Source organism: Rhizobium sp. P2_G2 (genome assembly GCF_056403555.1).
On sequence record NZ_JBFUFF010000077.1, the window covers coordinates 1 to 20,412 of the forward strand.

The following is a 20,412-nucleotide window of genomic DNA, read 5'->3' on the forward strand; positions in this document are numbered from 1 at the left end:
CCCTACCCCTACCATCGAAAAAAGTAATGGCGACATGATATTTTCCGCCATACCTCAACAGTCTGATTTATGGCAAACATCGTCGTGAGGATACCGCCTATTGCGCAGTGGAAATCTGGATTTGCCCATGCTTGAGGATTCATTCGATTACATCGTCATCGGCGCAGGTACGGCGGGGTGCCTGCTGGCCAACCGCCTGAGCCGCGATCCTGCGGCGCGGGTCCTGCTGCTCGAAGCGGGCAAGAAGGACAACTACCCGTGGATTCACATTCCAGTCGGCTACCTCTATTGCATCGGCAATCCCCGGACCGACTGGCTTTACAAGACCGAAGCGGACCCCGGCCTCAACGGCAGGTCGCTTCGCTATCCCCGTGGCAAGACACTCGGCGGATGCTCGTCGATCAACGGCATGATCTACATGCGCGGACAGGCCCGTGACTACGACGCCTGGGCAGCAGTCACCGGCGACGCCAGCTGGTCTTGGAACGAGGTGCTGCCGAAATTCAAGGCGCATGAAGACCACTACCGGATGGACGGCGGAGCCGATCCCAAGACAGGCGACAACAACCGTTTCTCGGACATGCACGGTCACGGAGGAGAGTGGCGGATAGAGAAGCAGCGGCTCCGTTGGGACGTGCTCGAGGCCTTTGCCGAGGCAGCCTGCGAAGCCGGGTTCCCCCGAACCGACGACTTCAATAGCGGCGACAACGAGGGTGTCGGATATTTCGAGGTCAACCAGCGCTCTGGTTGGCGCTGGAATGCGTCGAAGGCTTTCCTGCGCCCGGCGAGAGCCCGCAAGAACCTGACGATCCTGACGGAAGCCCAGGTCGAAAAGCTGGTGATCGCGACTAACATGAACGGCGGCAAGGTGTGCAAGGGTGTTGTCCTGCACCATCACGGCCGCCGGGTTGAATTTTTGGCACGCCGTGAGGTCATTTTGTCGGCGGGTGCTGTCGGATCACCTCAAGTCCTTCAATTGTCCGGCATCGGTTCAACCGCTCTTCTACGGAGGCACGGCATCAATATCGCGGTCGATCTGTCGGGTGTCGGCGAAAACCTCCAGGATCACCTCCAGATCAGGGCCGTCTACAAGCTGAAGAGTGCGCGCACGCTCAACACGATCGCGAACTCGCTGGTCGGCAAGGCGATGATCGGTCTCGAATATGCAATGAAGCGCAGCGGGCCGATGAGCATGTCGCCGTCGCAGTTGGGGGCCTTCACCCGATCCGACCCCAGCCAAGCCCATGCTAATCTTGAATATCACGTCCAACCTCTCAGCCTCGATGCCTTCGGCGAGCCATTGCACGACTTTCCGGCATTGACCGCGAGCGTGTGCAATCTCAACCCGACCAGCCGCGGCAGCGTTAAAATCCGCTCTGGCCGGATGGAGGACGCACCGATGATCGCCCCGAACTATCTGGCAACGCCAGAAGATCGGAAAGTCGCGGTGGACAGCTTGAGGCAGGTGCGCAAGATCGCCAGCCAGCCCGCACTGGGCAAGTACCAACCGGAGGAATGGAAGCCGGGTCCGCAATTCCAGACTGACGATGAGCTAGTGAAACTCGCAGGCGACATCGCCAACACCATATTCCACCCCGTGGGTACCGCCAAGATGGGGGCGGATTCCGACCCTATGGCCGTGGTCGACAGCCGCCTGCGGGTGCGCGGCATTGAAGGCCTCCGCGTTGTCGACGCAAGTGTCATGCCGACCATTGTCAGCGGCAATACCAACTCGCCGACGCTGACGATCGCCGAGAAGGCAGCCGCAATGATCCTCGAAGACGCGCGCCGCGTCGTCGCGGCCTGAACTCCTGCAAACACAAGTCCGAGAGAGAATGATGATGCGTGAACCTCTTCCTTTCCATGGGGTCAAGGTCGTCGACTTCGGCCAGTATATCGCGGGTCCGGCCGTCGCCATGATCCTCGGCGACCTCGGCGCGACTGTTGTCCACATTGACCCACCCCACGGCCCTCTTTGGGATAGCCCCGCCAACGCGACGCTGAACCGCAACAAGCTGGTTGTCGCACTGGACCTGAAAGCCGACGAGGGGCGGACCGAAGCGCTTGCCCTGATCGCCGAGGCCGACATCGTCGTCGAGAATTTCCGCCCCGGCGTCATGAAGCGCCTTGGCATCGACTTCACTGCGCTGCGGGCTGCGCGCCCCGAACTCATTACCGTGTCGATCCCTGGATTCGCGTCCAATGACGAACTTCGTCGCGAATGGCGGGCGTTTGAATCTGTCATCGCTGCATCCTCCGGCGTGTTCACTGACATGGGGTTGAACCGGGTGCTGATGGGTGTGAACCCTTCCTTCTCGCCGCTGCCGCTCGCCTCCGCCTACGGGACGATGCTGGCCGTGTCCGCCACGGCGCTCGCCCTCCAGGCCCGCGTGAGGACGGGACATGGCGATCACATCGAGGTGCCGCTCGCCAGCGCGGTCATGGAAGGCCTCTGCTACAATTCGATCAAGATCGACGACTATCCGCTGCGCTACCAGACCCAGCGCGAGCGCGAGATCGAAAGGCGGTGGGCGGAAGGGCTGCCGATGGATGTGACATATGATGACCTCCAGGGCTTTCTTGACCCCTTCTACCGCAGCTATCCCTGCAAGGACGGCCGCAGCTTCTATGTCGTCTGCCCGAGCCACAAATTCCACGCCAAGCGCTGCCTGCAGACGCTCGGCATCTATGACGAACTCATTGCCGAAGGACTTCGGGAAGAACCCGACACCTACCTCCCTGCGTCGGAATGGTCATCGGACGTCTCGCTCGGCGTCTATCCACTGCCCAAGTTCTGGGCCGACAAGATTTCCGAGCGGATGAAGGCGGTCTTCCTCACACGGACGGCAAAGGAATGGGAACGCGTCTTCGGCAAGGGGCAGTTTCCCGGCGCGCCGCATCGTTGGCTGCAGGAATGGATCAGCGACGACCATGCCGACATGGCGGGCCTGATGGTCGAAGTCAACGATCCTGTCTATGGCCGTATGATCCAGCCCGGGCCGATAGCATGGCTCGAGGAAAGTGGCGAAGCCATGTTGGCGCCCGCCCCACGACGAAAGGCTCACTTCGAGGAGGCGCTGTCGAACTTGCGGGCGATGGGTTCCTCGCTTCAGAAGAGTGTCGCGAGGAGCGAGAGGAAGTCAGGTTGGCTGGACGGAATCAGAATTCTCGACCTCTGCAACGTCATCGCCGGACCGCATTCGGTCTCATACCTCTCGCGCTTCGGAGCCGAGGTCATCAAGGTCGATCCGGCGACGCCGCTCTTTGACTGCTGGAACACCGTCATTTTCGGCATGACCCATATGCGGGGCAAGAAATCAGTGCTGCTCGACATAGGCTCGCCGGACGGGCGCAAGCTGTTCGAGGAACTCGTCCGCTCCGTCGACGTCGTGGTCTGGAACGCTACCGACCGCCAGGTGAAGTCGAAAGGTCTCGACGCCGAGGGCCTCCAGAAGCTCAATCCCGATGCCATATTCTGCCAATTGGATTGCTTCGGTGGTGTTCGGAATGGATCGCGGACAAACTACCTCGGCTATGATGATCTCGTCCAGGCGGCGACCGGCATCATGCTCCGCTTTGGAGGCTCGATGAAGACGCCGGAGGAACATGCCCATGTCGGCACAATCGATGTGATGTGCGGTTTCGGTGCAGCCCTCGGTGTGGCCGCTGCGCTCTACCAAAAGCAGATGACCGGAAAGATTGGTCGTGCGCGGACCTCGCTCTCGGCCTTGAGCGGACTGGCGCAGATACCCTTCTGCTTTGACTATCAGGGCCGCACTCCTTTCAACGAACCGTCCGGCCCAAGCGCCCGCGGATATGATGCCCTACATCGCCTTTACCGCGCAGAGGATCGCTGGATCGTGATCGCCGCGTCGAAGAAGGACCTGCCGCGCTTCAGAAACGTCGAAAGCCTGGAGCGGATGGCTGACATCGCGGAACATGAACGCGTCGAAGTACTTGGGGCGAWCATCGCCACCGCTCCGGCCAAGCTTTGGATGGAACGCTTTCAAAAGGCGGACATCGGAGCGGCGATCTGCGACAACATCGAAGCGATCCGCGCCGAAACTTCTCGGCCGGCCGACGGCACGCCCGGCACTGACCGCGGCAGCTACTCCTTTTCGATCTATGCCGATCACCCCAGTGGCCACACGGTGACGCATCTCGACCCGTATGCGGTCCGGCCAATCAATGGGCAAATCTATGCACGGTCGCCTGCTGAAAAGTATGGTGCCTCGACCCGGGAAGTCATGAAGGGGCTTGGTCTGAGCGACGCTAGCGTCGATGAACTTATCACTGCTCGGACGGTCAGTGAAAGCTGGAGTCGAGAATACCTTCCGAGTTGAATTCCACCATCGTGCGCGCTTGCCGGACACGGCCGCTTTGGGCCAAGAGGAGCCAATACCTCAGGTCTCTGAAGCACTGGAAGTGAGAAAATCACCTTGGCTGCGGCGACGCAAACGTTAAGTAAATCAAAGCATTCCGTTGTTATCCTATATGGACTTACCCTGCACAGGATAATTCCATTGACCGATACCGCGATACGCGTTGCCGAGATCATGGGCGCGCTGAGCCGCGCCCTCGATATGACGGAGGGTCAACCCCCGGGTCATTGTATCCGTTGTTGCTGGATGGGGATGCAGGTCGGCCAGCACCTCGGTTTCACCTCCGAGGAACTCGGCGATCTCTACTATACATTGCTCCTGAAAGACCTTGGATGCTCATCGAACGCTGCTCGCATTTGCGAACTTTATCTCGCTGACGACCTTTCGTTCAAAAGAGATTTCAAGTTGGTCGATAGCAGTCTCTCTCAGGTGCTGGGATTCGTCCTCAGCCATACCGGTCTGAAGTCAGGATTGTCGGAGCGGTTTCGCGGCGTCTTGAACATTCTGCAGAATGGCGGCGCGATTTCCCGCGAATTGATCGAGACGCGATGCCAACGGGGTGCTGAAATCGCCCGCCAAATGCATTTTCCAGAAACAGTGGCGAACGGCATTCTCGATCTCGACGAACATTTCGATGGAGGCGGCAAGCCACAAGGTCTTGCAGGCTTCGACATCTCCCCGCACGCACGCATCGCCTTGATGTGCCAGGTGGTCGATGTTTTCTATGTCAGTGGCGGGCGCGCTGCGGTGCTTAGGGAGCTGCGTAAACGCCGGGGGACTTGGTTTGATCCGGCGATCGTTGACGCGTTCCTCTCGGTGGAACGTCACAACGGCTTCTGGCAAACGCTTGGATCGCCGGATGTCGAGGCGGTCGTGCTTGCATTGGAACCGGCGCAGATCGAGAGATTGGCCGACGAGGATTACCTTGATGACATCGCGGCAGCCTTCGCCCGCGTAATCGACGCCAAAAGTCCGTTCACTTCAGGCCACAGCGATCGTGTCGCGCTGTTCACCGACATGATTGCCGAACAACTGCAATACAGCTTTGAAGCCCGCCGCAAGCTCAAGCGCGCGGCATTGCTGCATGATATCGGCAAGCTTGGCGTGAGCAACGCGATCCTCGACAAGAACGGTAAACTCGATGAGGATGAATGGACGGCGATGCGAAATCATGCGGCCTATTCGGAGCAGATTCTCGAGCGCATCTCCGCGTTTGCTGATCTCGCGAAGGTCGCTGGTGCTCATCACGAGCGGCTGGACGGGCGCGGTTATCCAAACGGACTGATTGGCCACGAGATTAGTATGGACACGCGGATCATTTCAACAGCGGACGTCTTTGACGCACTCACTGCCGACCGACCCTACCGCGCCGCAATGTCGATTCAAGAGGCCTTTGCCATACTTGACTCCGGGGCCGGGAGTTCACACGATCCGAGCTGTGTCGAAGCGTTGAAAAAGGCAATCTCGTGCGCTGAGCTGATGCGTGCGGCATAGGCGTACTGTCATCCCAGCGCTCGACTTTAGCCGGAGCCGAGAGGGTTCGGCGCTGATGTCTCTGAAGCGCCCCCAAATCAACCGTGAAGACTGCAGTGCCATTTTCCCGAAAGCAGACACATCAGGGTAGGCTTCGACGGCGTCGATGCGCCCACAGCCCAGGCTGGGTTAATTGGCCAAACCGCATGCATGAAAATTTGGCGAAACTGTCGTGGAGTGTCTTCACACCTGGGTGACATCGACCAGCCGTCTTCTGATCCAACTGCTTCTCGTCCTCGTACCAAGGGTGCACGACGGGAGAAGGCAATGATGATCCGCACGCGGATTTCGAGATATGCAATTGCGCTGGCTTTTGCTGCGCTGGCGAGTCCCCCAGCTGTGGCGCGCGCGGAGCCAGCTGTGGTTCACGTCGACAAAAACCATTATCGCGGGACATGGTTAGAGATCGGCAGGCGACGGATGTGGCTGACAGATGGTTGCGTCGCCGGCTACACAACGTATCGACCCGGTCCTCGCGCCGGTCAGATTGTCGTCGAAGACGGGTGTCACCAAGGCTCCCCGACTGGGAAATTGAAGACGGTGAAAGGCAAGGGCGAGCTTCTCGACCTCGAGACGACCCGCGCCAAGCTGAGAGTGCGGTACCCCTTCTTTATCACCTTCAATTACTGGGTACTGTACGAGGCTCCTGGCCATGACTGGTTCATCAGCGCTGACCCTGAGATGAACAACCTCTGGATCTATTCCCGCCGTGTTCCGGCCAAGAGTAAGCTTTCTGGCATGATGAAAAAGGCGAAGTCCCTAGGATATGACGTGCGAAAGCTTGAGTTTCCCCTCCAATAGTCGGCGTTGCCTCGGTGCTGAATGCTTCCCTGCTCTGGCTCAACGGCTAAAGCTTAAGATAGGTGCCTTGTCGTAATCACTATAGAATGGTGAGGTGATCGAGAGAGCCGCCGCGACGCGAGGCCTAAGCCGGATTGGCTGAGTGCCGCCACCGCAAGCATTGTCAAAATTGAAAAACAAGCAGCAGCGCCTGTATAGCGGCCTCCAGCGTGACATTTGGAGGCCCCCAACGAGTTCCGAAAGGCGCCGTCGCTACAGACTGGCGCAGTTGAGCAGTGTAGCCCGACATCCTTGAGGAAGTAGGCGCCGGGACCTGTCAGGGCTTCAGGAACCGATAGGCGATGCGATCGGTCGCACCCTTGATTGCGGGATCGAACACCTTGATCGCGTGCGGATCGTCCTTGTTCACGAGCATGGTGCTTTCCGCGTCCAGGACGAAGCCGGCCGCCTCTACCTCCTCGCGAACGGAGGCAGGGTCGATCCGATGCAGCGACTGGGCATCGCCCGTGCCTGACCCGGCGGCGGCGGCGTGATCGACGATGACGTAGAACCCGCCAGGCTTGAGCCGATCGTAGACGGCTCGATTGAAGTCGGCCGCCGTCGCGCCTCTGGTCTGCATCAGTGCGGTGTGGAGATCGTGGTAGAACAGGTGCAACCACAGGACATCCGCTGGCTGCGTGGCCTGCGGCATCGCCACAAGGTCCGCTGAAACGGCTTGGACGTTCTCCCTCCCCGGCTCCTTCGCGAGCGTTCGCATGAGGCCGACCGGATCGTTCTTGAAGTGGGCGATTTCGGCCGGCACGAAGCTGAAGACCCGTCCTTCAGGTCCCACGACGTCGGAAAAGAGACGGGTCCAATCGCCGTGGCCTGGGTAAACGTCGATGACGGTGGAGCCCGCATCGACTCGTGCGAACCGGATTAATTCGGATAGCTTGGATTGGTCGTACATAACAATCTCCTTCAGGTGGGCATTCGACGAGCGCGCGGTGTGCGAGGGGCGATCCACGGCCCATTCACCGTCTACCCGACCCGGTGGCCGCACACGGCCAGCGCTACGCCGGCCCGGAAGCGTCCATCTGCGCGGCCCAGGCCAGTGCTTGCGTGTCGACATATTCCCGGATGTTGGTCAGTCTGCCGTCCCGGACCGTGATGGCGAAGATCCAGTCATCCTCAAACGTCTTGTTCGTGGCTTTGACCCTTCCCCTCGCGAAGCCGACGACGAGAACCCGGTCTCCTTGCGCCACGAACTCCCGGGATTCCGTGAACGTTTCTATCGACTTGGATGCCGTCTCAAGCAAATCCGCCAGCCCGGCATGTCCGTGGCGTGTTCCGGCCAGCGGCCAGTCCTTGCCCGGAATGATCCACTCGATGTCTTCGGCGACCAGCGCCAACAGAGCCTCCCTGTCGCCGCATCCGATCGCGGCGAAGAAGTCCTTCACGGTCTGGATGTTGTTCTCAATACTCATGGGAATTTCTCCATTTCGCACGGATCGCATCGTGTCCGAGCTCCTCCATGGTTAGGCCCAGCGACCGGCCTCCTCAAAGCTTAGGCGAGGGTTGCGTGGAAACACCGATGCCGGATCGCCGTAGCCAATACTGCAGATGAAGTTCGACTGGATTCGCGTGCCGGAGAAAAAGGCTTCATCCACGCCGGCGTTGTCGAAGCCTGACATGGGGCCGCAGTCCAGTCCCAACGCCCGCGCAGCGACGATGAGGTAAGCGCCTTGCAGCGTTCCGTTACGCATTGCCGTCACCTCGGCCACCCCTGGCGCCGCGAAGTACTGCTGCATGACCTCAGCAGCATGAGGCATAAGCTTCGGGAGCTTCACGGCGAAATCCAAGTCGTGGCCAATGATGACCGTGACAGGCGCCTGTAGAATTTTCGCCTTGTTCTGTTCCGCCGCAAGGCCGGCGAGCGTTGCCTTCCCGTCGGCGCTATGCACCCAAACAAACCGGGCGGGGCTGCTGTTGGCAGATGTTGGCCCCCATTTCATGAGGTCATAGATTTCGCGTACTCTATCGTCCCCTACCGGACGATCTGCCCAACCGTTGGGGGTGCGAGCGGAGCGAAAAATCTGATCGAGCGAGTGGTCGGATAATGCGTCTGTCATGGATAGATACTCTCTGATTAAATACAGATTGGGTAATCTCGGCGATCGGCGATCGCGATACATCAGTCGAACTTGATCAAGTCCTTGAAGATCAGGTGACCCCAGCTGTTTGCGCGCGACTGGACCAGCAGCCCACCTTCCGACAGCCCGCCAAGTTTGATCGGTGCGAAGCCGAGATTTTCTGCAAGTGCACCAATCTCTGCCGAGGCACCGTCATCGTTGCTCGCCAGGAACACGACCCTCTTGCCACCATGAACCGCCGGGTCCTGGGCAAGGATCGCTGCGGCCAAATGGTTGAAGCCCTTGACCAGTCGTCCGCCAGTAAAGACTTGCGCGACGAACTCGGAAGAATGCAGTCCTTCCAGTTCCTCGGGGGGCACGCCGTAGGCATTGGTCACATCGACGATGGTCTTTCCCTGCCAGGTGGGCAGCGCCTTGGCGACATCCCGGTGGGACTGGAACCGGACAGCCAGGAAGATGATGTCCGCCTTGACGGCTTCCGCCAGTGTTTTGGCAATGATCGTGGGGCCGATCGCGGCCGCATCGGCTGCAAAGCTTTCCGGGTCGCGCGTGGTGGCAACGGACACCTCGATGCCGCTTCGGGCAAATGCCCTGGCCAGGGCCTTGCCGATATTGCCGAAGCCGATAATTGCGTAGCTCATGATGTTTCTCCGATCGTGGGATGCCGGGGGTCAGACCTGGGCCCAACCACCATCTACGGCGAGATCTATGCCGGTGATGTAAGAGCTTTCATCGGAGGCGAGGAACGTGAGGGCAGCCGCGATTTCCTCTGGCTTGCCCCTGCGACCCATTGGGATCTGTGCAGCAAACTGGGCGACCGCCTGCTCGGCTTGCTCAGCGGTAAGGCCGGTCGTTGTCGCCAGGGCAGGAGTCTCGATCGCGCCAGGGCTCATCGTATTGACGCGGATATTGCGGTCCTTCAGCTCCATGGTCCAAGACCGCGAGAAGCTGCGAACAGCCGCCTTGCTTGCTGCGTAGGCGCTGAACGCTGGCAGCCCCATCACATTCGAGACCGAAGAGTTCAGAATGATCGATCCGCCGTCTTTGAAGAGGGCAAGGGCCTTCTGCACCGTAAAGAACAGACCCTTCACGTTCACATCGAAGGTCTGGTCAAAATGTGCCTCGGTTGCCGCCGCGAGCGGTGCGATTGTCCCCGCGCCGGCGTTCGCGAAGAGAATGTCGATGTGACCATGTTTCTCTTTCACCACGGCATAGAGCCGGTCCAGATCGTCCAGGCGCGACACGTCACCCACAACCACCGTAACGTTTCTCTCGATGAAGGCTGCGGCCTCCTTCAACGCTTTCTCGCGTCGCCCGGTGATCACGACATGCGCACCTTCCTCCACGAAGCGCTTGGCTGTGGCCAAGCCGATCCCGCTGCTTCCGCCGGTGATGACTGCGATTTTACCTTCGAGTTTTTTCATGATGTTCTATCCTTCGTTGTGTTGTCCAGACACGGGATCGTGCCGGGGTCAGAGTTGCGCCAGGCCGCCGTCGACGGCGACCTCGCTGGCGGTCATGAAGCTGCTGTCCGAGGACGCGAGAAATGCCGCCACGGCCGCGATCTCCGCCGGATCGGCCATGCGCTGGAGTGGAGTCATCGCCGCGAAGGCCTTCTGGCCCTCCTCGCCTAACGCGTCCTTGGCGAGTTCGGTCGCTGTCGCTCCGGGCGACAGTACGTTTACCCGGATACCGGTGCCTTTCAGGTCCTCAGCCCAGGTCCGCGCGAGGTTTCGCACTGCCGCCTTGCTGGCGCTGTAGGCGGTGAATCCCGGGGCGCCCGTGGTGCCGGCGCTCGATCCGGTGAGGATGATCGAACCGCCCGGGCCCATCAGCGGCAACGCCTTCTGGACCGTGAAAATCGTACCCTTCACATTGGTGTCGAAGGTTTCGTCAATGTGCTCGGCAGTGATCTCGCCGAGCGGAAGCGGGCCTCCGGCGCCGGCATTGGCGAAGACGATGTCGAGGCCGCCGAGCTCGGCCTTCACCGCCGCGTAGAGTCGGTCGAGGTCGGCCTCATTCGAGACCGAGCCCTTTACCGCGCGGACATTGGGCCCAAGGTCGGCCACGGCGCCGTCGAGCGCATCCTGCCGGCGGCCGAAGATGAAGACGAAGGCGCCCTCGTCAATAAATCGCTTTGCTCCTGCGCGGCCGATGCCGGTAGCGCCGCCGGTGATCACGGCGGTCTTTCCATCCAGTCTGTTCATGTCATGCATCCTTCGTTTCGCCGTCACGAGTTTTTGGCGGTACAGGGAGAGCCCCGGAAGCCTCGATATGGGGGTGCCGAAGTCGGGCGGTGAGTACGCAATTGCGCATATCGGTGGTGCGAAAACGATCCAGATAGACGGTCTAACGCCGCGATGGTCGTGCGCACTGCGGCTCGCCGTGTTAGATTGCGTTTCAGGAAGCGCAGCGCCGGCGCGGGAATGCACCATGATCGACTGGGATGACGTTCGCTACTTTCTTGCCGCCGCGCGTGGAGGCTCGGTGCGGGCTGCCGCCGCACGCCTGGGTGTGAACCACTCGACCGTGCTGCGACGCATCGCTCAGCTCGAAGCGCGCCTCGAGGCGCAGATGTTCGAAAAGCTTCCTTCGGGCTACCGTTTGACAGCTGCGGGCGAGGAGGTCCTCGAGATCGCAAACCAGATGGAAGCGTCGTCGCACCAGCTGGAGACGCGCGTCCTCGGTCGCGACCAGAGCGTGCGCGGGCTTCTGCGGGTGTCGCTGGCTCCGCCGCTGGCGACACACCTGCTCATGCCGGACTTCGCCGATTTCGCCCGTCTGCATCCGGACATCGAGATGGAAATCCTGTCGTCCGGCGAGCTGGCAAATCTGACCAACCGAGAGGCCGACGTGGCGATCCGCGTCGTCTACGACCGCAAAACCCTGCCGCTCAATCTTCACGGCGTGAAGGGAGCGGAGCTGTACGGCGGCGTTTACATCTCCCGCAACCAACTAGATGCGTCGCGCACGGGCGCGCCTGATCCCATCCGGTGGATCGTTATAGGCGCTCATGGAATCCCGGATTGGGCCAGCGAGGGTGAGGTTCGCACCACGGGGGTTCCGTTCAGGACCACGGACGGCGAGGCGCAGATCGTGGCAGCACGCCAAGGGCTCGGGATGGCGACACTGCCGTGCTTCGTCGGAGATGCCGACCCTCTCCTGGTGAGGGTGCCGGGCGCCGAGCTGCACATGTACGGAACGCTCTGGCTTCTCACGCAGGGGGAGACACGAAAGACAAAGCGCGTGCGGCTCTTCACGGAGTTCATATCCCGCCGGCTCGCCGCCTACGCTCCGCTCCTCGCCGGGCTGTCCATATCGCGCGACTGACCCCCGGCTCCATACGCTGCAAATGGGCTCGGGAAATTGCGGCTTGGACATTGGCAACCCCGGGAGGCAAAAGCTGCGGCGTGTCGGCTCTCCACCAAACGGAAACCGATAGCGGACCGTCTGCAGCCGGCCCCAAATTAGTCATTCCTGTTGGCCGCGGGGACACCAACTGCTCAGGTATCAGTCAAGGTGGCCCTCTGCTTATAACGGGGTCGTCGGTTCAGCTCCCATCAACTGCACCATGTCGGTTGCTTCATACGACGATGCAGGAATGCCTAAACCCTTCTTCAGAAAAGCTTTGGCTTCAGCGAAGGCGGTCGCGCAGCCTGAGCTTGATATGTTTCTTCTCCAGGAAGGCCTGCAGGCCTTCGGGGCCGAGTTCACGGCCGATGCCGCTCATCTTCCAGCCGCCGAAGGGGGCCTGCAATTCGCTGGTGTCGTTGACGTTGACGCCGACCGCGCCGGCCTCGATCTGCTCGGCGACCGCCCATCCGCGTTCGAGGTCGCCGGAGAATACGTAGGCTGCTAGGCCGAAGGGCAGCGCGTTGGCAATCCGAACTGCTTCGCGGTCATCCGCCACCGGCCGCACGGCTGCGAGGGGACCGAACGTCTCCTCGGTCGTTGCCAGTGCGCCATCCGGCACATCGTCAACGACCGCCGGCTCGAAGAAAAAGCCCTTGTCGAAGGTCTCGCTTTTCGGAATGGAGCCGCCGGTCAGCAACCGGCCGCCGCGCGAAACGGCATCATCGAGATGGCGCTTGGTGCGGAGGCGGACGCTCTCGTTGAGCACCGGGCCGTAGAGCACGCCGGGGTCGATGCCATGGCCGAGCGTGATCTTGCGGGTTTCCTCGACCAGCGCCTCGACGAACCGGTCATGAATGCCCTTCGACACCAGGATGCGGTTCACGGCAATGCAGATCTGGCCCATATTGGAGAAGGACCGGCGCGCTGCCGCGGCCGCGGCCTCGACGGGATCGGCATCATTCAGCACCACGAAGGGGCATTGTCCGCCGAGTTCCAGTGACAGCCGCTTCAGATTGCCGGCGGCGGCCTGCATGATCGCCTGACCAGCGGGAACCGAGGCGGTCGCCGTGATCATGCGAATGCCGGGATGGGCAGACAGCGCCGCACCGACCTCCGGACCGGTGCCCGGAATATCGTTGAGCACGCCGGCAGGCAGGCCGGCCTGTTCGAAGCATTGAACCACCATGCCGATCGCCAGCGGCGTCTCATGCGGTGGCTTGGCGACCAGCACGCAGCCGGCCGCAAGCACCGGCGCCACTTTCCAGGCATAGAGATCGACTGGATAGTTCCATGGAATAATGCCGCCAACGATGCCGACTGGATGCGAGGTGACGATGTTGCGGATATCGGCGCGCGAGGCGGGGCGCAGCGAGCCGTGCACGCGGCGGCCTTCCTCGGCATAGTAGCGGATGACCTCGATGCCGAAGGCGATTTCCTTCTTGGAATCCGGAACCGGCTTGCCCTGTTCTCGGGTGAGGATGTCGGCGATCAGGTCGATGCGTTCGGCGATCAGGTCGGCAGCGCGGTGCATGATCTGAGCGCGCTTGTCGGGATGCATCCCCGACCAAGCCGGGAAGGCGCGAGTGGCGGCCTCGACTGCCACGTCGACGTCGGCGGCCTTGGCAATGGAACTGGTGCCGACCGGATCGCCGGTGGCTGGGTCGTGGATGACGGCGGTGTCCCCGGCAACGGAATCCAGCCAGTGGCCGCCGATGAAGAGTTTGCGGTTCATGCTCTCACCGTGCCTTCAGCCGCGCCCAGAGCGCATCGTAATTGGCGTCGTTCTGGGCATTGGCCGCTTCCTTGCTGGTCGTATTGGGGCTAACCATGACGCCGGGCTTGATGCCCTGCCGCACCAGTTTTTCGGCCGTGGTCGAAACGATGGCATGTGCGATGGCGATGGTGACGCTGGTCGAGGTCGGCCCCACCGGATGCTCCAGCCCGTCGATCTTGATGGCGGCATCGGCGAGCGCCGCACCGGTGTCGACCACCACATCGGCGACCTCGAAGAGGCGCCTGCCGGAGGAGTGGCGCGATGGCGTGGCGGAGGAATGCGGGATGGAGGTGACGCCGATCAGGCCGATGCCGCGCGCCTTGCATTCGATGGCGATGTCCATGATCACGGCATTGATGCCGGAATGCGAGAACAGGATCATCGTGTCGGCCGGATCCATCTGGTGCGAGCGTATGATCGCCTTGCCATAGCCTTCCTGCGCGTGGATGAAGCGATATTGCCGCGCGCCCATGTCGCCCCAGACATGGTGGAAGGAGATCATCGTGCTTTCGACGATCGGCCGGAAGCCGACGATCGTGCCGGTGCGCGGAAAGCTTTCGAGCGCCGGAATGGCGCCATGGCCGGTGCCGAAGGTGAAGGCCAGTTTTCCCGCGGCGATCGACCTGGCGCAGCGCTCGRCAGCCTTGTCGATCGCGGCCACCTGTTGGTCGCGGACCTTTTCCAGCCGTTCGATCAGCGTGTTGAAATAGCGTGTGGAGAGTGCGGTCATGTCATGCTTCCTTCATTCGGCCGAAACCATGGTCTGCATCGCATCGAGCGCGATCTCGAACATGTCGCGTTCGAGCGTGGCCATCAGCGCCTCGTCGATCTTTTCCTGGGTGTGGGCGTCGACGGTGGCGACGCAGAGGGTGGAGGCGCGGACGCCGAGGATGCGCGCCGCCGTCAGCAGCGACGCGGTCTCCATGTCGGTGCCGATCAGGCCAAGCCGCTGGATGTCCTGCTTGAGCGTGTCGATCATCTGCCGGCGCTCACCGGAAAGCGCAAACATCTCGGTATAGAAGCCGTCATAGGTGCCGAAAATGCCGGCATGCCAGCTCCCGCCATGCGTCTTCAGGCGCGCGCGAAGCACGGTGTTGAGGTCGAAATCGGCAATCGCCGGGAAACCGAGCGGCGCATAGGTGTTGGATGTGCCGTCAGCGCGCAGTGCGCCATCGGCCAGCACGAAATCGCCCAGCCTGGCGGGTGGCACGGCCATGGCGGTGCCAATGCGGAGGAAATTGCAGATGCCGAGCGCGTGCAGTTCATGCAGCACGATGGTGGCGATCGGCGCGCCCATGCCGAAGGCGGTCACAGTGATGCGCGTGCCGCCGCGTGTGCCGGTCACGGTTTTCAGACCGCGCTGTTCGGGCACGAAATGAACGTCGGTCATATGTTCGGCGATGCGGGCGATGCGGGCGGGATCGCCGACCAGGATTGCCGCTTCGCCGACCTCCTCGCGTTTGGCGCCGATATACCAGGCGCGGCTCGTCTGTTCTTGCTTGGTCATTGCATCAGCTTTCTTCGGATTTCCGTTCCAGGAGCAATGCGCGGGCACTGGCATTGCCGGCAAGCCCGATGGCCTGGAGATCGGTTTCGCCATTCATCATCGCGGCGATGACGCCGCCGGCAAAGGTGTCGCCGGCGCCGGTCGGATCAGCGACATCGATCGGTTGGGCCGGCACGAGAAGGCTTTTTCCATGACGAAGGAAAAAGGCGCCGCGACGGCCTTGCGTTTCGATGATCAGCTGATCCGCGCGCGGCGTCCCGCCCTTGGAGGCGCCATGGAGGAATTCGCGCTCGCGGCCATTGCAGAAGATCAGATCGGCGCGGCCAATGAGTGCCGACATCTGCACGGGCGTGATTGCGCGGGGATCGTTCTTGACGATCCAGGCCAGCTTCTGGTCAGGGAGGATCATGGACAGGATCTCGTCCGTCACCACGGCCGGGCCGATCGTCACCACGATCCAGTCGGCATTGCGGATCAACTGCCGTTGGTCGTCATCGAGGCCGATCGTGGGCGGCAGGCCGGGATCGTAGAGGCAGGCGCAATCCCGGTTGGGGTCATAAGCCAGGACTGCGATCGGCGTACGGGCACCTTCGATCTGGGCCACGCCTATGGCGGAGATGTTGCGTGCAGCCAAGTGGGACAGATAGGTCTGCCCCGTGGCGTCCTTGCCGATCCAACTGATCGGCGCGACCAGACCCAGATAATTCGTTCTCACCGCCTGTGCGACATAGGCCGGCCCACCGCCCAGCCGCGGCCAGGCTTTTTCCGACCTGCCGACGATCGTGGTCGTCCGGCCGGAGCGTATGGCGCCGTCAAGCACGACGACATGATCGAGGCTGGCATAACCTGTGATGACGATGCCGCTCATGTCAGCATCTCCAGGCCCTCGGCAAGGCTGACGACGCGGCCCATATAGCGGTCGATGTCCTCCAGCGAGGCCTCAGCCAGATGCGGCCGGTTGGAATTGGTCGCCTCGCGCACGATCACAGGTTCGAAACCATTGGCGAAGGCATCCTGCGCGGTGGCGCGGATGCAGACATTGGTTTTGACCCCGGCGATGATGACGCGGCCGACCTTCTGCTCGGTGAGGAACAGCGCCAGGTCGGTGGCGAAGAAGGCGCTGAAGCGGCGCTTGTAAACAGCCGTCTCGTTTTTTCCCTCAGGCCGGAAATCCCCGAAGAAATCGGCGTCATGGGCATCCTGCAGGTGATGGATCGGCAGCTTCTTCCATTCGAAATCGTCGAATTCCGGCCGATGGCGCTCGACGGCATGGACGACGATGGAACCGCTCGCACGCGCATGTTCACGAAGCTGGCGCATCGGCGCCAGCACCTTTTCCACGCCCGGATAATAGTTCGGATGGCCGGGCTCGAAGAAGGAATTGATCACGTCGACCAGCAGCAGCGCGGTCTTGGGTCTGTCGGTCATAAGCGGGCTCCGCGGGATTTCCGGGCTGTGATGGCGATCAGGGTGAGGATGACGATGACCATCACATAGGGCAGCGTCTGGACAAGCTCTGCCGGCACGCCGCGGCCCTGCAGGCGGATCTGGAAAGCATCGAAGAAACCGAAGAGCAGCGCGCCGACGGCGGTCATGACCGGGCGGTTGCGGCCGAAATAGAAGGCGGCGAGCGCGATGAAGCCGCGGCCGGCGGTGATGCCTTCGTTGAAGATGCCGACCACGCCGATCGAGAGATAGGCGCCGGCCAGGCCGACCATGAAGCCGGCAAAGACAGTCGATGTATCGCGCGTCCACAACGGCTCGAGGCCCAGCGCGCGGGCTGCCTTCGGTCCTGCGCCGGCCGCACGCAAGCGCAAACCGGCCCGCGTCCGCGCCAGGAACCAGACCGTGACCGGCACGATCAGCCAAGCGAGCCAAGTGAGGATGTCGTGGCCGGAGAAGATCGCGCCGAGCACGGGAATGTCCTTGATCACGGGGATATCCCAGCGCGGCAACCGATTGACATCGGGAAGGCTGAGCGTACCCGACGTGTCATAAGCCGATTTGAGGAAGAAGCGCACCAAGCCGGCCGCGACGATATTGAAACCGAGGCCGACAATGATCTCGTTGGCGTCGAGCCGGGTGATGATCAGCGACATCAGCAGGCCCATGAGCCCACCGGCCAGCCCCGCGCCAAGCAATGCCACCGCCCAACTACCATGATTTGCGGCGAGGATGACACCGATCAGTGCGCCGACCAGCATCATTGAATCCAGGCCGATATTGACCAGCCCGCCCACGCGGTTAATGAGCCCGCCAAGGGCGGCGAGCAGCACCGGCGTTGTCATGATCAGGGCGGCATGGATGACATTGTCGATCATGGCGCGCGCCTCTTCCACAGATTGCTGAAGCGCGCGACGGCGAAGATCATCACCATGCCCTGCATGATGTTGACGATCTCGATCGGCACGTCGCTGAACAGCTGGATGGTCGCGCCAGACGTGGCGAGAGCACCGAACAGGATCGCGGCCAAAAGCACGCCCCAGGCATTGCCACGCCCGAGCAGCGCCACGGCGATGCCGACAAAGCCATAGCCCGGCGAGAAGCCGGCGACATAGCGATAGACCGTGCCAAGCGCATGGACGCCGCCGGCCAGTCCGCCGATCGCGCCGGAGAGCAGCATCATCTTCAGCACGAGACCAGGAACGTTCATGCCGGAGGCCGTGGCGAAGCGAGCGTTCATGCCGGCAATCCGCGTCTCGAAACCAAGCGCTGCCCACTTGCCCCACAGCCAGTAGAGCACGACCAGCGCCAGCGCGATCAGGAAACCGGCATTCAGCGTCGAGCCGCGCATCAGCTTCGGCAGGCGGGCGGCATCGGCGATCATCGGTGTGGCGGAATTGGCCGAGCCCGGCGCCAGCAAAGGCCCGTTGACCAGCCAGGCGGTCAGGCTCGCGGCGATGAAATTCAGCATCAGCGTGGTGACGACCTCGTCGACGTCGAGGCGCGATTTCAACAGGCCGGGGATCAGCATCCAGAGCGTGCCGACCACGGCAGCAGCAATCAGCGCCGCCGGCAGAAGGATGAAACCCGACAGCGAGGCGAAGGTGAAGCCGACAAAGGCGGCGGCTAGGCCGCCAACATTGACGCAGCCCTCGACCCCGACATTGAAGGCGCCGGTGCGAAAGGCGATCGCCGTAGCGATGCCGGTGAAGATCAGGGGCGTCGAAGCGGCCAGCGTTGCGGCGATGCGCTTTATCGAGCCGAAGGATTCGGTCGCCAGCAGGCCGTAGACTTCCAGCGGATTATGCCCGGCGAGCAAGAGCACGATGGCCGCCAGAACGAGCGCCAGGATTAGCGGCAGCAGTGTCTCGACAAGCGGCTTCAGCAGCAGCGTGCCGCGCCGGGTGGGGGCAGGGGAGACGACAGTCGTCATCAGGCAGCCTCCCCAAGCATCATCCGACCGATCATCTCGATATCGCCGCCACGGGCGAGTTCGCCGCACAACTCGCCATTGTAGATGACGATGATGCGGTCGGCGAGCGTCAGGATCTCGTCCAGTTCTTCCGATACCAGCAGGACAGCACCGCCGCGGTCGCGATAATCGAGCAGGCATTGATGGATGAAGGCGATGCCGCGGATATCGACGCCGCGCGTCGGCTGGCAGGCGACCAGCAAATTCGGATTACCGTCGAGTTCGCGGGCAATGGCGACGCGCTGCTGGTTGCCGCCGGAAAGGCTCGATGTCGCCAAATTGGCGGAAGTGCGTTTCACCGAATAACGATCGAGCAATCGTTCGGCATGGGCGCCGATTGCACCGAGCTTCAATATGCCGGCGCTGACGAAATTCTTCTGCCGGTGATGGCCGGCAATGGCATTCTCGGCGATCGAAGCTTCCAGGCAGAGGCCTTCCGCGGCACGATCCGGACTGAGATAGGCGAGGCCCGTGGCGCGCCGTGCCGGCAGGGGTAGTGTCGTGATGTCCTTGCCATTGAGCGTCAGCCTGCCGGAGCTCACGGGCATCAACCCAGTCACCGCGCCGATCAGTTCATCCTGACCGTTGCCCGCGACACCGGCGACAGCGACGATTTCGCCCATGCGCACATTGAGGCTCACATTGCAAAGCCTGACGATGCCACGCCCATCATCTACCGACACATGCTCCAGGGAAAGCACTGTCTTACCCGGTTGGCCGGGCCGCGCCTTCGTCTCATGCAGGATTTCGCCGATCATCAGCTCCGCCAGTTGCGCCTTGCCGGTGTCCGATGCCTTCATGCTGCGGATCACCTTGCCCATGCGCATGACGGTGATATCGTCGCTGATATCCAGCACCTCGCCCAGCTTGTGGCTGATGAACAGGATTGTGCGGCCCTCGTCGCGCAGGCGGCGCAACAGAACCATGAGCTCGCGGATCTGCGACGGCGCCAAAACAGCGGTCGGCTCGTCGAGGATCAGCACATCGGCGCCGCGATAGAGGAGGCGGAGGATCTCGACGATCTGCCGCACATGCACCGGTGCCGTATTGGCCGGCTGGTCCCAGTCGACTTTCACACCTGCCTGCTTTTCAAGTGCTCGCGCCGCGTCCAGCGCCTTGGCACGGTCGATGACACCAATGCCTTTCACGGGCTCGCGCGCCAGGATCAGGTTTTCGAGCAGCGTCAGCCCCGGCACCAGCATGAATTCCTGATGCACCATGCCGATGCCCAGCTTGAACGCTTCCGCCGGGCCGGACAGCGATACCGGTTCTCCATTGACGATCACGGTGCCTTCGTCTGGTCTGTCCACGCCCTGCAGGATGCGCATCAGCGTCGACTTGCCGGCGCCGTTGCCGCCGACGATCGCATGGATCGTCCCGGCAAGGGCCGAGAAGTCCACGTGGTCGTTGGCGGTCAGCAGACCGAACCGGCGCGTCACGCCGCGTGCGCCGAGGCGCACGCGTTGATGCTGTGGAAGTTGGTTGGTCGAGGCCATGATGCTTAGCGGCGCTGT

General features: G+C 61.9%; 19 protein-coding genes. 5 read left to right on the forward strand and 14 right to left on the reverse strand.

The genetic code is table 11. The features are described 5' to 3' along the window. The first annotated feature begins 127 nt into the window (after window positions 1–127). The 4 genes from AC1D06_RS32025 to AC1D06_RS32040 all read left to right on the forward strand — a co-directional run bounded on the left by AC1D06_RS32025 (window position 128) and on the right by AC1D06_RS32040 (window position 6,716). Window positions 128–1,807 carry a GMC family oxidoreductase gene (locus AC1D06_RS32025; RefSeq protein ID WP_477989937.1) on the forward strand — a complete coding sequence of 560 codons (1,680 nt, stop codon included), beginning with the start codon at window positions 128–130 and terminating at the stop codon, window positions 1,805–1,807. A 34-nt stretch (window positions 1,808–1,841) separates the two neighbouring features. Next, entirely contained in the window at window positions 1,842–4,343 is a 2,502-nt protein-coding gene (locus AC1D06_RS32030; protein ID WP_477989938.1) for a CoA transferase, read from the forward strand. A gap of 213 nt (window positions 4,344–4,556) precedes the next feature. Next, window positions 4,557–5,876 (forward strand): HD-GYP domain-containing protein, encoded by a 1,320-nt coding sequence (locus tag AC1D06_RS32035; protein WP_477989962.1) that lies wholly within the window; start codon window positions 4,557–4,559, stop codon window positions 5,874–5,876. Window positions 5,877–6,182: 306 nt separating this feature from the next. After that, a complete protein-coding gene (locus AC1D06_RS32040) occupies window positions 6,183–6,716 on the forward strand; it encodes a lipocalin family protein (RefSeq protein WP_477989939.1) in 534 nt (177 codons plus the stop codon). Between the two features lie 316 nt (window positions 6,717–7,032). Here the strand turns inward: AC1D06_RS32040 and AC1D06_RS32045 are convergent, their stop codons facing one another. The 6 genes from AC1D06_RS32045 to AC1D06_RS32070 form a co-directional block, all read right to left on the reverse strand. Then, complete coding sequence (locus AC1D06_RS32045) at window positions 7,033–7,665, reverse strand: class I SAM-dependent methyltransferase (protein WP_477989940.1); 633 nt, start codon at window positions 7,663–7,665, stop codon at window positions 7,033–7,035. Window positions 7,666–7,768: 103 nt separating this feature from the next. After that, entirely contained in the window at window positions 7,769–8,182 is a 414-nt protein-coding gene (locus AC1D06_RS32050) for a nuclear transport factor 2 family protein (protein ID WP_477989941.1), read from the reverse strand. Between the two features lie 51 nt (window positions 8,183–8,233). Further along, a complete protein-coding gene (locus AC1D06_RS32055; RefSeq protein WP_477989942.1) occupies window positions 8,234–8,827 on the reverse strand; it encodes a malonic semialdehyde reductase in 594 nt (197 codons plus the stop codon). Window positions 8,828–8,889: 62 nt separating this feature from the next. Further along, entirely contained in the window at window positions 8,890–9,489 is a 600-nt protein-coding gene (locus AC1D06_RS32060) for an NADPH-dependent F420 reductase (RefSeq protein ID WP_477989943.1), read from the reverse strand. Window positions 9,490–9,519: 30 nt separating this feature from the next. Beyond that, window positions 9,520–10,272, reverse strand: a complete 753-nt coding sequence (locus AC1D06_RS32065; RefSeq protein ID WP_477989944.1) for an SDR family NAD(P)-dependent oxidoreductase — start codon at window positions 10,270–10,272, stop codon at window positions 9,520–9,522. Between the two features lie 48 nt (window positions 10,273–10,320). Further along, window positions 10,321–11,055, reverse strand: coding sequence for an SDR family NAD(P)-dependent oxidoreductase (locus AC1D06_RS32070; RefSeq protein ID WP_477989945.1), 735 nt, complete (start codon window positions 11,053–11,055; stop codon window positions 10,321–10,323). 226 nt (window positions 11,056–11,281) lie between these two features. Here AC1D06_RS32070 and AC1D06_RS32075 point away from each other — a divergent pair, with 226 nt between their 5' ends. Then, window positions 11,282–12,178 carry a LysR family transcriptional regulator gene (locus tag AC1D06_RS32075; protein WP_477989946.1) on the forward strand — a complete coding sequence of 299 codons (897 nt, stop codon included), beginning with the start codon at window positions 11,282–11,284 and terminating at the stop codon, window positions 12,176–12,178. Between the two features lie 304 nt (window positions 12,179–12,482). Here AC1D06_RS32075 and AC1D06_RS32080 read toward each other — a convergent pair whose 3' ends face one another. The 8 genes from AC1D06_RS32080 to AC1D06_RS32115 are packed head-to-tail and all read right to left on the reverse strand — an operon-like array spanning window position 12,483 to window position 20,394. Then, the gene (locus AC1D06_RS32080) at window positions 12,483–13,934 is read right to left on the reverse strand and encodes an aldehyde dehydrogenase family protein (RefSeq protein WP_477989947.1); all 1,452 of its coding nucleotides are present in this window, start codon (window positions 13,932–13,934) and stop codon (window positions 12,483–12,485) included. A gap of 4 nt (window positions 13,935–13,938) precedes the next feature. Beyond that, a complete protein-coding gene (locus AC1D06_RS32085; protein WP_477989948.1) occupies window positions 13,939–14,706 on the reverse strand; it encodes a sugar isomerase domain-containing protein in 768 nt (255 codons plus the stop codon). Between the two features lie 12 nt (window positions 14,707–14,718). Beyond that, window positions 14,719–15,483 (reverse strand): nucleoside phosphorylase, encoded by a 765-nt coding sequence (locus AC1D06_RS32090; protein WP_477989949.1) that lies wholly within the window; start codon window positions 15,481–15,483, stop codon window positions 14,719–14,721. Between the two features lie 4 nt (window positions 15,484–15,487). Next, the gene (locus AC1D06_RS32095) at window positions 15,488–16,351 is read right to left on the reverse strand and encodes a carbohydrate kinase family protein (RefSeq protein ID WP_477989950.1); all 864 of its coding nucleotides are present in this window, start codon (window positions 16,349–16,351) and stop codon (window positions 15,488–15,490) included. Further along, the gene (locus tag AC1D06_RS32100; RefSeq protein WP_477989951.1) at window positions 16,348–16,911 is read right to left on the reverse strand and encodes a cysteine hydrolase family protein; all 564 of its coding nucleotides are present in this window, start codon (window positions 16,909–16,911) and stop codon (window positions 16,348–16,350) included. The genes AC1D06_RS32095 and AC1D06_RS32100 overlap by 4 nt, the downstream gene beginning before the upstream one ends. Then, a complete protein-coding gene (locus AC1D06_RS32105) occupies window positions 16,908–17,804 on the reverse strand; it encodes an ABC transporter permease (protein ID WP_477989952.1) in 897 nt (298 codons plus the stop codon). Before AC1D06_RS32105 ends, AC1D06_RS32100 begins: the two co-directional genes overlap by 4 nt. Further along, on the reverse strand, window positions 17,801–18,859 hold the full coding sequence (locus tag AC1D06_RS32110; protein WP_477989953.1) for an ABC transporter permease: 1,059 nt from the start codon (window positions 18,857–18,859) through the stop codon (window positions 17,801–17,803). The genes AC1D06_RS32105 and AC1D06_RS32110 overlap by 4 nt, the downstream gene beginning before the upstream one ends. Continuing rightward, window positions 18,859–20,394, reverse strand: a complete 1,536-nt coding sequence (locus AC1D06_RS32115) for an ABC transporter ATP-binding protein (protein ID WP_477989954.1) — start codon at window positions 20,392–20,394, stop codon at window positions 18,859–18,861. Before AC1D06_RS32115 ends, AC1D06_RS32110 begins: the two co-directional genes overlap by 1 nt. Window positions 20,395–20,412 lie beyond the last annotated feature (18 nt).